Origin of the sequence: Asticcacaulis sp., from assembly GCF_047605585.1 — a bacterium.
GTDB lineage: Bacteria > Pseudomonadota > Alphaproteobacteria > Caulobacterales > Caulobacteraceae > Asticcacaulis.
This window is the reverse complement of record NZ_JASGFK010000001.1, coordinates 543011-555948: the sequence shown is the minus strand read 5'-3', so window position 1 is coordinate 555948 and position 12938 is coordinate 543011. Positions and strand designations below refer to the sequence as shown.

8 protein-coding genes are annotated in these 12938 nt (G+C 65.2%); 6 read left to right on the top strand and 2 right to left on the bottom strand.

The features are described from left to right. The first annotated feature begins 23 nt into the window (after positions 1-23). From QM647_RS02615 to QM647_RS02590, 6 genes are read left to right on the top strand one after another with little or no spacing between them, the layout of a single operon-like run. A complete protein-coding gene (locus tag QM647_RS02615) occupies positions 24-1436 on the top strand; it encodes an MBOAT family O-acyltransferase (protein ID WP_414993913.1) in 1413 nt (470 codons plus the stop codon). Between the two features lie 4 nt (positions 1437-1440). Then, entirely contained in the window at positions 1441-2535 is a 1095-nt protein-coding gene (locus tag QM647_RS02610; protein WP_414993912.1) for an alginate O-acetyltransferase AlgX-related protein, read from the top strand. Continuing rightward, a complete protein-coding gene (locus QM647_RS02605; protein ID WP_414993911.1) occupies positions 2532-6188 on the top strand; it encodes a right-handed parallel beta-helix repeat-containing protein in 3657 nt (1218 codons plus the stop codon). Before QM647_RS02610 ends, QM647_RS02605 begins: the two co-directional genes overlap by 4 nt. A 5-nt stretch (positions 6189-6193) precedes the next feature. Continuing rightward, positions 6194-8314 carry a tetratricopeptide repeat protein gene (locus tag QM647_RS02600; protein ID WP_414993910.1) on the top strand — a complete coding sequence of 707 codons (2121 nt, stop codon included), beginning with the start codon at positions 6194-6196 and terminating at the stop codon, positions 8312-8314. Then, entirely contained in the window at positions 8311-9588 is a 1278-nt protein-coding gene (locus QM647_RS02595) for a hypothetical protein (protein ID WP_414993909.1), read from the top strand. Before QM647_RS02600 ends, QM647_RS02595 begins: the two co-directional genes overlap by 4 nt. Then, positions 9585-10994 (top strand): alginate O-acetyltransferase AlgX-related protein, encoded by a 1410-nt coding sequence (locus QM647_RS02590; RefSeq protein ID WP_414993908.1) that lies wholly within the window; start codon positions 9585-9587, stop codon positions 10992-10994. Before QM647_RS02595 ends, QM647_RS02590 begins: the two co-directional genes overlap by 4 nt. Before the next feature lie 23 nt (positions 10995-11017). On the opposite strand, the gene QM647_RS02585 is transcribed toward QM647_RS02590, so the two are convergent. Together QM647_RS02585 and QM647_RS02580 are read right to left on the bottom strand one after the other, a co-directional pair. After that, positions 11018-11968 carry a purple acid phosphatase family protein gene (locus QM647_RS02585; protein ID WP_414993907.1) on the bottom strand — a complete coding sequence of 317 codons (951 nt, stop codon included), beginning with the start codon at positions 11966-11968 and terminating at the stop codon, positions 11018-11020. Between the two features lie 9 nt (positions 11969-11977). Continuing rightward, entirely contained in the window at positions 11978-12937 is a 960-nt protein-coding gene (locus tag QM647_RS02580) for an aspartyl/asparaginyl beta-hydroxylase domain-containing protein (protein ID WP_414993906.1), read from the bottom strand. Between the last annotated feature and the right edge of the window lies 1 nt (position 12938).

The window sequence follows — 12938 nt, the reverse complement described above, 5'->3', positions numbered from 1 at the left end:
AACCGGCATCAGAGAGGGGTTCGGTGGTATTCTCTTCCAATATCTTCATCTACCTGTTTCTCCCTGTCTTCATGGCGGTCTATTACCTCACGCCGGGACGGTTCAGGAACGCGCTGATCGTCATCGGCAGCTATATCTTCTACGCCTGGTGGCGGGTCGATTTCCTGCTGCTGCTGATCGCCGTCACCCTGTGGAACTATGGCGTTGCCATCGTCATCGACCGGGCGTCCGGCCAGGGGCGGCGCAACTGGGCACTGGCCATCGGCGTGGGGGTCGATCTCCTGACCCTGCTGTACTTCAAGTACATGAACTTCTTCGTCGCCAACTGGAACCTGGTGGCGCAGCAACTCGGCCATCAGGACCCGATCGTCTCGAAGATCATCCTGCCCATCGGCATCTCCTTCTTCACCTTTCAGGCGGTCAGCTATCTGGTCGATGTGTGGCGTCGCGATGTCGCGGCGACCACCAGCCTGATCGATCTGGCGGCGTTCAAGGCCATCTTCCCGCAGCTGATCGCCGGGCCGGTGCTGAGGTACAAGGACCTCAAGGACCAGTTCATCAACCGCACCCACAGCGTCGAGAAGTTCGCCGAGGGCGTGCGGCGGTTCGTCTACGGCCTGGCCACCAAGATCATACTGGCCGATTCCGTGGCGCCCATCGCCGATCAGGCCTTCAGCACGCCGCACCCGTCGATGTACGAGGCCTGGATCGGCGCCATCGCCTACAGCATCCAGCTGTTCTTCGATTTCATGGGCTATTCCAGCATGGCCATCGGCCTGGCCTGGATGATGGGTTTCCGGTTCATCGAGAATTTCGACAACCCCTATGCCTCGCGCAGCATCACCGAATTCTGGCGCCGCTGGCATATCTCGCTGTCCACCTGGCTGCGCGACTATCTCTACATTCCGCTCGGCGGCAATCGCAAGGGCGAGTTCAAAACCTACCGCAACCTGATCCTGACCATGCTGATCGGCGGCTTCTGGCACGGCGCCAACTGGACCTTTGTGCTGTGGGGCGGCCTGCACGGCAGCGTCATGGCCATCGAGCGTTACGCAAAGGCGGGTGCGCATCCGGCAACCAGCGCTTTCCGCTTCGTGGCCTGGCCTTTCACCATGCTGATCGTGCTGGTCGGCTGGGTGATGTTTCGTTCCGTCGATGTCCAGTCGGCCCTGCGCATGTATGCCGGCATGGCGGGGTTCCACGGCCTGTGGCCGGCCAGCGATACGGCCTGGCAGGTCAGCTATATCAGCCTCGTCTTCCTGGCACTTGGGCTGGCCGTGGTCGGGCTGGGCGTGCGCCAGGCCTGGACGGGCCAGGGGTTTGTCCCGGCGCGCGGTTCCTCCGTCGAGCTGCTGCTCCTGACCGTGCTCCTCGTCATCAGCCTGACGCGGCTGAGCGCCTCCACCTTCTCCCCTTTCCTCTATTTCCAGTTCTGACGCCATGACCGACAAATGGACAGCCATATGGGGAGGAGTGATCGGCCTGGGCCTGGCGGCTCTCGGCTATGCCAACCCGGCCGTGCGCGGCCATGAGACGCCGAAGGCGGACGCTCAGGTTTTGGCCGACGGCAAATGGGCCAGCCAGTTCACCGCCGCCTTCGACAAGCAACTGGCCATTCGCGACGGGGCCATCAATGCCTGGACGGCCTTTTCCTATGGCCTGTTCCGTGAGGGGCGCGACGGTGTGCTGCCGGGCCGCGATGGCTGGTTGTTCTCCAGGGAAGAGTACGATGCGCCACGGCTTTCCTCCGGCGTGACGGCCACGATCCGTCAGGCCGCCGATGCCCGTCAGGCCTTGGAAAGCCGCGGCATCCACCTGCTTGTGGTCATAGTCCCGGCCAAGGCGCGCATCTACGGCGAGGCAACCGGCCGCTATGCCTGGCCAGACTCCCTGCATCCCGTCTATGACGATCTGATCCTTGGTCTTGGCCGCGCCGGCGTGCCGGTGGTCGACCTGCGCCCGACCCTGCTGGCCGTGAAAAGCCATGAACCCGCCTATTTCCACACCGACACGCACTGGACACCGGCCGGGGCGCAGGCCGCCGCCGGCGCTATCGCGCAGGCGGTCCGCGCCCATGGCGGCTTCTCGACACCGCCGGAAGCGGACCGCCTGCAGGTCTCCACTCAGGCGCCGAAGGCCATGGCGGGCGACCTGCTCAACTTCATTCCGCTCGGGCCCTGGTTCGAAAAGATAGGCCCCGCGCCCGACCGTCTGGCTGAGCCCGTGTTCACGCGTTCGGATTCCGGCGATGACGAGGGCGGTCTGCTGGGCGATGCCGCCACGCCGGCCCTGCTCGTCGGCACCAGCTACAGCGCCGACGAGCGCTGGGGATTTGCCAATGACCTGGAGCAGGACCTCGGCGTTGGCCTGGTCAATGCCGCCGAAAAGGGCGAGGGGCCGTTCCTGCCGATGCAGAAACTGCTGACGGGCGGCACCCTGGATGAGGCCCGGCCCGAATGGGTCATCTGGGAAATTCCGGAAAGATACGTGTGGATGAACCTGACAAAACCCGAGGGGAGCGCGGCACCCAAGTGAAACAGTTGCATACCGTTCTTGGCCGGCGCTGCTGGTCCCGTCTCCTCTTCGTCACCGCCCTTGCCGGGGGGGTGGCCGCCTGCACCCTTCCCGCCGGGACCACCCCGAAAACGGGCGCAACGCTGACGGAGGTGACCCGCGCCGACAGGCTGGTGGCGGAGTCGGCGAAGATGACCGATTTCACCCAGCATGAGGCCCAGCTGCGCACGGCCATGGCGCTCTACGATCAGGCCAGCCTGCGCGACCCGGCCATCGAAACCACCCCGGCCTTTTCAAAGCTGCTCGATGCCTACACGCAGCTGCTGATCGCGCGCAGCCAGGCGCCCGACCTGCCGCCGGAGGAACGCAGCCGCATCCTGACCACCGCCCGCTACACGGCGGAGCGCTATCCCGATGTCATTGCCGAGGCCAACCGCCTGGTGGCGATTGCGCGCCGCCAGATCGAGATCGGCGACAATGGGGCCAGCGCCGATACCCTGACCGCGGGCTATGTGAAGCTTGATACCCTGCCGCCGGCCCAGCGCGATCCGCTGGTGGCCGATATGACGATCAATCTCGCCCGCACGCTGAAAGGGCGCTCCCAGGCCTGGCTATGGGCCAGTTCGATTGCCGACCTGTCGCGTAAAACTGAACTTTACAGCCGCATGGCCGGTTTCGAACTGCAGGCGGGCGACCTGCCGGTGCCGGAACTGGCGGCCTATCGCGGCACCACCCGACCGCAGCTCGACCAGCAGAGCCCCGCCCTGGTCGATATGGCCGAGACCCTGCGGGTGAACGGAAATCTGGCTGCTGCGGCGACCGTGGCGGTGGCCGCGCGGCCCGGCACGCCGCAGCGCGATTCCGTCCTGCTCGCCATTGTCAACGATGCGATGCAGAATGAACAGAGGGATGCGGTCGAGAAGGCCGCCTTCGGGATTTCCGATGCCAGGGTACGGAATGAGGCGATCTTCACCCTCGCCATGGGCAATGCGCAGGAAAGCCGGATATCGATTGCCGCCCGGCTGGCGGAGGCCCTGCCGGATCGCGAGCAGAAGGCCCAGGTCCTGTCGGAAGTCGCCGCCCAGTATGCCGATTCACACCTGCAACAGTCCGCCGAGCAGGCCGTGACCGAGGTGACGGGGTTGACCTCGGTCTTCATGTCACGGCCCGCCAAGTCGCGGATCAACACCAATCTGGCGCGCGTCTTCACCCGCCTGGGCGACTATCCAAAGGCCCTGACCTATGCCCGGCGCGTATCCGACGATGCGGACCGGATCGGCGTGCTCAAGGCCCTGGCCGCAAAGGCGCTCGGCTCGGGCGACTGGAATCTGGCCGACAAGTCGATCGATACGCTGAAGAGCACCGGTGCCCGGGGCGACGCCATCGTGCTGCAGGCGCAGAGCCTGGCCGCAAAGGCGGGGATCACCAAAAGGGTGGCGCGCAATATCGAACAGCTGGGCAGCACCCAGAAGGCCCCGGCCACCCAGGCCTGGGTATTCGCCCTGGCCGCCGAACGCTATGTCCGCGAGCAGGACCGCGCGCCGGCCCTGGCCCTCATCGACCGGATGCTGCGCCTGAAGGGCGAGTCCAAAGTGATTGACGACACGCAGGCCATTTCGGCCGCGCTTGTCTACGCCTATGCCTCGCTAAGCGAGCCGGAAAAGGCCGAGGCCTTCGTGCCCGACGCCATGTCGACCGACAGCGATGCCTATATGCGCGCCCTGCCGCAGCTGGCCGCCGCCTGGGCCAGGGCGCAGGATAGCGCCCGGCTCGATGGCGTCCTGGCCTGGGCGATCAATGACAAGCTCATGGCCAAGAGCCTGCAAAGCGCGGTCGAGCAATATGCGGCGAACGGCGATTACGAATCCGCCGCGCAATACGCCACGGCCATTCCCGATTACAAGGCGCGGGTGGGCGTCATGCACGCCCTGGCCGAGACCAGTGCCGGGGCGCTGGATACCTACAAGGTACTGGACAGACAGGCGCGCACCCCGCGCAAGGCCGACCTCACCCGTGACCTGATCCTGACCGGGCAGGGGGTCAACTATTACGAACTGGGCAGCGACAAGGCTGGCGCGGCGGTCCCGGCGCCACCGCGGCTGAAAAGCTATACCCGCGAGATGGTCAGCGCCAAGATTCCGCTGCCGACGGAAGGCCATGTCTATGTCATCCCGATGGCCTACAGCTATTACAACACCAAGTTCGTTTCGCAGGTGAACAACACCTTCCGCTCGATCGGTGAAAAGGTGTTCCCGGTGCAGGCGCAGGGCACGCGCTATCCGCGTTATATCCACATCGAATCCGGCGTCATGACTCTGGAAAGCCTGTCGCGCCAGCTCGCGGAGATCGGACATGGCGAGATGCTGGTGCGCAAGGGATCGCGCTACACCCTGAACGTGCCCCTGCTGGTGGGGCCGAAGGCCAGCCTGGTCGTTTCCGGCACGGATGCCTCGGAACTGCTGATGAATGCCGATGCCGGCGTCTTCATCGTCAATGCCGGCAAGCTGTGGTTCCATGACGTGACGATTGCCGGCTGGGACAGCGCCAACAAGACCTATTCGGAACTGGACTTCGCCACGCGGGAAAAGTTCCGCCCCTTCATCATCTCGTGGGGCGGTTCGGAGATGAATGCCGATGGCTCCCATTTCCATCACCTCGGCTTCAGCGGCGCCAAGGGCTATGGCTTCTCCTATTCGCAGGGACCGATCCTGGTGCAGCGCGCCCGGCCCGGCGCCCTGAACCGGCCGACCGGGACGGTGGTGGAGAACACCTTCGAGAACCAGTATTTCGGCTTCTTCACCAATGCGGCCAACGATGTGGCCCTGATCGGCAACGAGTACCGCAATAACGTCATCTATGGCGTCGACCCGCACGACTATTCGCAGCGCCTGCTGATCGCCTACAATACCAGCTATGGCGCCCAGAAAAAGCACGGCATCATCGGCTCGCGCGAGGTCGACGACTCGTGGATCGTCGGCAATATCGTCTTCGGCAACCATGGCACCGGGGTCATGCTCGACCGCATCTCCGCCGGCAATGTCGTCTATGCCAATCGGGTGTGGGGCAATGGCCAGGAAGGCCTGGCCGTCTATGAAAGTCCGTGCAACATCATGGCCGCCAACACCGCCATCGGCAATCACGGCGATGGTATCAAGGTGCGCAACAGCACCGATATCGGCCTGTTCCGCAACCAGCTGAAGACCGCCGACCGCGCCGGGATCAATGTCTATATCGGCGATCCCAAGGAGGTGCCGGGCTTCCCGACGCGTGACGTCAAGAAGGATCCCTACGCCAAGTTCGTTTCGGTCTCTATCATCGAAAACAGCATCGACAAGCACAATGGCGCGGGCATCACCGCCAATGGCTTCGGCGCCCTGGCGCTGAAGGGCAACCAGTTCATCGGCTCCAACCGCAAGATCCTGCAGGGCGATCTCGAACCGCTGGGCCGTGAGGTGCGCCGCCTGCAGGATGACGGCGTCGTGGTCCGTTCGTCCTGTCCGGTGATCGCCACAGCGAAGGTCTGCCGCTTTACCGCCAATGGTTTCATGAGCGGTCTGGTCGAGGCCTTGCCGGCGGCTTCCGGCAAGGCGGCCGCCATGTGTACCGGCGTGGCCGACGTGGACCAGGAAACCGGCGATACGCCCGACATTGATACCGCAGAGGAAGAGGAATAGGCATCATGGTCAGGCTCGTTCGATCCCGCTGGCTTCCCTTTTCCCTGGCCCTCACCGGCGCCGTGGTGGCGGGCGGTGCCGGCCTGCTGGCCTGGCAGCAGCGCCCGCAGGCACGTATCCAGGCGGTGGTGGCCGTGTCCAACCAGGCCGCGCAGCAAAGCCGCTGGACGGCCGCCTGGTCGCAGCTGCAGGCCCTGCGCCCGCTCCATAAGGCGGCGGCCGACTATTACCAGGCGCGTCTGCTGGTCAAGGCGCCGGAGCTGTCACCGGATGGTCAGGCCGGCGTCCGGGCCGCGCAGATGCTGCGGGCGGTCACGGGCGATCCTGTCTATGGCGATCGGGCCCGGCTGGCCCTGGCCGAGCTGTTGACGGCCCACCCGGATCTGGCGCGTTCGCCGGATGAAGCGGGCGTGAATATCCAGGCGGCGGCCCTGAACGGCAACAAGCGCGCCAATCTGATCCTGGCCGAACAGCTGACGAAACGGCCGGATGCCGACAAGCTCGATATCCTGCGACGGCTGGTCAAGTCCTCGGAAAGCAATGCGCGGGCCTCGGACGAACTGCTGGCCCTGCTGGAAAACCGGACCCTGCCCGCCAAGAGCGAATACCTGATCCAGGACATCCGTTCCCGCCGGTTCACCAACCTTTTGCGCGAAACGAAGGAGGGCGATGTGGAGGCCATGGTCAAGGTGGGCGACGCCTATCGTGACGGACGCGGGGTGGCCGGCAATCTCAAGGCCGCCAGCCAGTGGTACAGCCGGGCCGTGGCCCTCAACAGCAATTCTGCCCGTTTGCGGCAGATCGACCTGCTGCGCCAGCAAGGCACCCCCGCCTCGGTCATCCAGGCGCACAAGCTGGCCATGGAGGCCGCCGCCCAGAGCCGTACCCCCGGCGCCTTCACCGAACTCGGTCGCGATTTCAAACTGGGGCGCGGCACACCGGTGGACCGGGCAAAGGCGGAATTCTATTTCCGCAAGGCCGCCGCCACCGGCTTTGCGCCGGCCCAGTATGAACTGGCGGACACCCTGCTCGATCGCCAGTCGCCGACCGCACCGGCCGATCCCGAGGCGCTCAATCTGCTGACACTTTCTGCCAGGTCCGGAAACGACGGGGCGGCCTGGCTGCTCTATAATCTCTACAACAAGGGCCAGCACGGTGTGACGCCGGACCGCCCCCTGGCCGTGACCTATCTGGTGCAGGCTGCGAACAGCGGCCGCAGCGGGGCGCGCGCCGAACTGGCGAAGCGCTACAGTCAGGGCGATGACATCGTGGCGCGCAATGAGGGCGAAGCCTTCCACTGGGCCTCCGGCGCGCTGGAGGCGGGCGCCAGTTCGACCAGCCTGTCCCTGATCATGGCCGATGCCTATGCCACGGGCGAGGTGGTGGCCCAGGACCGGCTGAGGGCCAAGGCCTTCCTGGAAGCGGCGGTAAGGCAGGGCGATGCCCATGCCATGCGTAAGCTGGGCGCGCTTTACTTCACCCTGCAGGAGCCGGACGCGCCGCAGAATGCCGTCCGCTGGCTGCGCGAGGCGGCACTGCGCGGCGAAACCGACGCCTATGTCGATCTCGGCCGCGCCTATGCCAGCGGCGCCGGGGTGGGCATCGATCCGGCGCGCGCCTTCACCTTCTTCCAGCAGGCCGATCAGGCCGGCAACCTGTCAGGCACGGTGGAAATGGCGCGCAGTTTCGCCACCGGCTTCGGCGTGGCCCAGAATCCGGTCCAGGCCGCCAGTCTCTATCGCCGCGCCGCCGGCCTGGGCAGTACGGAAGCCATGATCCTGCTGTCCTATTGCTACGAGACCGGGGAGGGCGTGCCCAAGTCCCTGCCCGATGCGCGCGTCTGGCTGCAAAAAGGCGCCGAGGCCGGAGATCCGGAAGCGGAATACTGGTTCGGCATGTACCTGCTCGAAGGCCGCGGCGGGTCGGCGAACCGCGGCGAGGCTATCGCCTATTTCCAGAAGTCGAAAGACCGCAAGTTCAAGCCGGCCGCCGCCATGCTCAACCAACTGATGCCAGCGCCGAAACCCGTGCCGCCCAAGGCGATGCCGGCGAAGCCGCAGATGCCGGAGCAGAGTCTGCCCCCGCCCGCCATAATTGCCGTTACAGCCATAAAGGCCACCTCATGACCGCGCACTCCACCCCCACCTGGCGTCACCCCCTGGTCCTCAGCCCGCTGGTGGCGATCGGCCTGCTGGCCATCAGCCTCGTCATCCTGGCGGGCGCCAGCTTCGTCAATCCGGCGCCCCGGCTGAAGGCCGCCTTTGCCAGCGGTACCCTGCTGGCCGATGAGGCCGCCCATCGCGCCTGGGAAAAGCTCGGCCGCTTCAGGCCGGATTGCGAGATTGCCGGCACGCTGGTGCTGAAGGACCAGAAATTCGACCGCTACCTGTTCGCGCCCCAGGTGCCCAAGGATGCCGATGGCGTGCTGGGCACCTGCCAGGTGGTGCGCGACCTGAGCTATGGCAGCGCGCCCCAGAATGTCGGCAGCCGTCCCCTGGGCGATAATCCCGTCCTGCTGCGCGCCACGTCACGGCTGGCCCTGGTCATTGCGCCGATGCAGGCCTGGCTGATCGTGCAGCCGCTGGTCGTCCTGCTGATCTGGGCCGGAACAGTTTTCCTGCTTCACCGACATCGGCAGATGACCCCGGCGGCGGTCGCGCTGATGACAGCGGCCAGCCTTGTCGCCGCCGGGTTCGCCGCCCTGACCCTGACCCTTGGGCTGGCCGCCTGGTTGTGGCCATTGTCGGTCGCCGCCGCCCTGTTGACGCCCCGGCGGGTGGCCTGGGTATTACCTGCCATATCGGCCGCGCTCGGCGCTTTGTCCGCCCTGATGGCGCATGAGTCCGCCCTGACCCTGTCGGTTCTGCTGTCCCTGACCTTTGGTCTGTCGGTGCGCGGATTGAAATGGCGTGAGCTGGGCGAGAACGCGCTGGCCTTTGTCATCGCTGCCTGTGTGGTGACCCTGCTCCTGGCCTTTGCCAATGTGCTGAACCGCCATCTGGGCGGCGTGGCGGCCCTGCAATATGTCGTTGCCCAGTTCACCGATGGCGCAGTCTTCCTGACCCAGAATGCCGATGCCGTTATTGCACGGTCGGTGGATCGCGTCGGCAAGCGTCTGGCCGATTACAATGGCTGGCTCGGCTTCGGGCTCTACCTGATGCTGGTGGCGATCCTGTTCGGCGGCTGGGCCACGCTGCTCAGGTCCTACCGGGTGACAGGCATGCTGGTGCTGCTCTCCCTGGCCGTTCTGGTCCTGTGGTTCGAACTGATGCTCGATCGTGTCAGCGCCCAGCCCATGCAGTTCGTCTCACTCCTTCTGCTGCTGTTCGTCTACAGCCTGGCCGCCCTCATCGCCGCCTGCCTGCCCAGGCGCGCCACGCCCCTGGAGGTTGTCACATGAGAAAACCGTTTCTCCCGCTGCGGCGCTTAAGCCATGGGCTGATGGCCGGCCTGTGGGCCTTGACCGCTGCCACGCCCGCCCTGCCGACGACGCGCCTCTCGCCGCTACAGACAATGTCGCCGACCACTCAACCCGCATGGGACTGCGCGAAGCTGGCGGTCTCGGGCAACTATTCCGACGAAAGCCTGTTCCCGCTGGTACGCGGCCGGGGTGACTGGATGTTTCGCGGCAAGGTCGATTTCAAGGCGCGGTCTCCCGTCTCCGGGGCGCTGGTCGCCAATTTCGTCGCGCTGAAAAAGCAGCTGGCGAAATCCAATACCCGGCTGGTCCTGGTGCTGGCGCCGCCACGCAGCGTCCTGATGCGCGATTTTATCGATCCCTCTGCCCCGGAGGCGAAGGGGTATTCGCCCGATGTGGCGCTCGCCAGCTACCAGACCTCGTTGCAGCGCCTGCGCGATGCGGGCCTGATCGTGCCGGACGTGATGGCCACCATGAAGGACCCTGGCGTCTATCTCGACGGCGAGTCGAAGGATTTCTACCTGCCGGCAGATATCCACTGGGCGCCCTTCGGTGCCTTTGTCACCGCCGTCGCCGTCCAGCGTGACATGATGCGCCAGCCGGCCTACTCGGTAGTGTCGCGCACCGATTTCAAAACGACGCGCAATGCCGCCGGCACGCCGCAGCTCGACTCCTTCCGGCAGGAAGCTTCGCGCATCTGCAAGGTGGCCTACAAGCCCATCCTGCACCGTAACTTCGTTACCTCCGCCCTGTCGGAGGATTCTGGCGGCCTGCTGAGCGACAAGAGTGTCGATATCGCGCTGGTCGGCACCAGTTTCTCGACGGTCCTGATCGGTAATTTCAGCGGCTTCCTGGAGCAGGCCCTGCATGCCGATGTGGCGAACTACGCCATCGGCGGCGGCGGCTTTTCGTCGGCCATACTGTCGTGGATGCTGTCGGGGGACTATGCCCAGGCCAAGCCCAAATACCTGATCTGGGAAATGCAGTATCATAACCTCGAAGAGGTCGATAAGTTTCCGATGATCCTGGGGGCGGCCGATGGCGACTGCGGAAACGCCGCCCTGCTGAAGGGACAGCCTGCCGCCATAAAGCTGGGCCAGACAACCGTCATGACCGTCGCAAAGGCCGATGCGACGCGGATAGGCGGGAACGTCAATGTCGTGGTCGACCTGACCTCGCCGGACCCGCGGCTCTATCATCTGTCGCTGACCTATGCGGACGGCAAGGTGGATCGTTTTGACGTGGACGCGTCGCGCTGGTCGCACCCGGCCAACAAGATGATCATTCGCCTGCCGAGGGATGGCGCGGACCTGAGCAGCGTTTCGCTGGTGCCTCAACAGAGGCTGTCCGGCACCGCCTCGGCGCATGTCTGCCGCGCTTCGGTCTGAAAGCCTGAGCCCGACAGGGGCCGTCAGGCGACCGCCAGCGCGGATCGATACAATGTTGCCCCGGCGTAGTCGCGGTACTCCACGTCCAGACCATCCGCGCCAACGGACAGTATGGCGAAACCGGCGCGTGCCAGACAGAACCGCGTCCCTTCGATGGCAGCGACGGGCCGCGATTCCGAACCCGCGCCCGAGCAGACAAAATGCAGGTCGTCACGGGCGATGTGCTGCAGATCGTGGTCGTGGCCGTTGATATAGGCCGTGACGCCATGGCGCTTCAGGAGCGGCAGCACCTTGGCGATCATGTCGGGCGTATCGCCATGCAGGCTGCCGCCCGAAAAGATGGTATGATGCCCGGCGACGAGCTTATATTTCGCTGTGGAGGCCGCGAGTTCCCGGTCGAGCCAGGCCAGTTGCGCCTGACTGTCCTGGCTGCGGACATTAATGGCCTGAGGATCGTCGCCCTCGGCGTAATGGTCGATCAGCGGATTGGTGTCGATGACGAAGAGGTCGATCTCCGGCAATCCCATTTCTGCACCGGATACCTTGAAGAAGCGCGACGGCATGTGCCAGCGATCGCTGCGCCTGGTGTAATCCACCTGGGCCTGTGGTGCGCCTCCATAGTCATGATTGCCCAGGGCGACATACCAGGGCAGGGGGCGGAGGCTGGCGCCGGTATAGATCTCCTCGAACGAGGTGCGCCATTTCGGATCGTCGACCGATTGGATGCCGTCTTCATAGAAGTTGTCGCCGACCGAGATGACGCCCACGCAGGCGCGCTCCGCCGCCGCCCGGTCCATCTGGCTGGCGACCTCGCGCTGATGCGGGGCGGTGTCGCGGCCCCAGTCGCCCACGATCAGCAGGGATCGCGCGGGCGCCGCACCGGCATAGGCATCGTTGATCGCCGCCGCCGCTACCAGGGCCGAAGCGCCGGCAATGACCTTGCGACGATTGGGTGTCGGATGAAGGCGGTTCATGATCGGTCCTTATGCGTTATCCGTTGGTTGTTCCGGCGCGACCAGATGCTGCAGGACGCGCTTTTCCAGCACCAGGCAGGCACTGGCCTGGTTGGTGCGCATGACAAGCCCGTCGCCGAACGACCGGGCGGCGGACTGTACGGCCTCGACCAGGCGCAGAAATTCCGCCCGGCCGTGTCCAGCCGTGCCGTGCAGGGCGCACAGTTGGCGCCAGTCCTGCACAAAGCTTTCCAGCAGTCTGGCGAAACGGACGGCGCGCATCCGGGCGTCTTCGCTGTTCGTAGTGACTGTCAGTTCCGTGCGCAGATCGTCGATCAGCCACTGCACTTCGGCGGCGGGCATGACCGGCGACTGCTGGTTTGTCTCGGTCAACAAACGGGGATTGCCGGCCGGATTATACGGCATGGTCCGCCACTGATCGCGCGGCGGCGTCGGGCCGGTGGCGAACTGCCAGAAACCGGCCGTGCCAGTCGTGTCGGCCACCAGATGGATACGATCGGCATCGGCGCGGTTCTCCACATGATGGCGGCGCCAGTTGTCGAAAATCCAGGCCTCGCCTGCAGCCATGTGAACGGACTGGCCATCGCAGTGAAAGCGCACATCAGGCGTCGTGAAAACCGGAATATGCACCCGTACACGCGTATGCCAGTGGTAGTTGATATCGGCATGTTCGGGCACGTCGGCGCCGGGCGCCAGACGCATCAGCCGCGACCGGCTCCAAACCACGCCGAAGCCGGCCAGGACCTGGCGCAGATAGGGCATGGTTTCCAGCCAGTTGGTCGGCCGCATCTGGCCATGGACGGAATCGGTCTCCGCGCCGCCGGCGCTGATCAGCCGGGTCGCGCTGTTGCCTGGCACGCCGTCCGGGTGTGACACCCAGGCCCCGCCCGGCAAGGCCGCGACCTCGGCCTGCAGGCGCGCGACATCGAACAGGACCGGGAGCTGGAAAAAGGGTTGCGACAGCTTCATC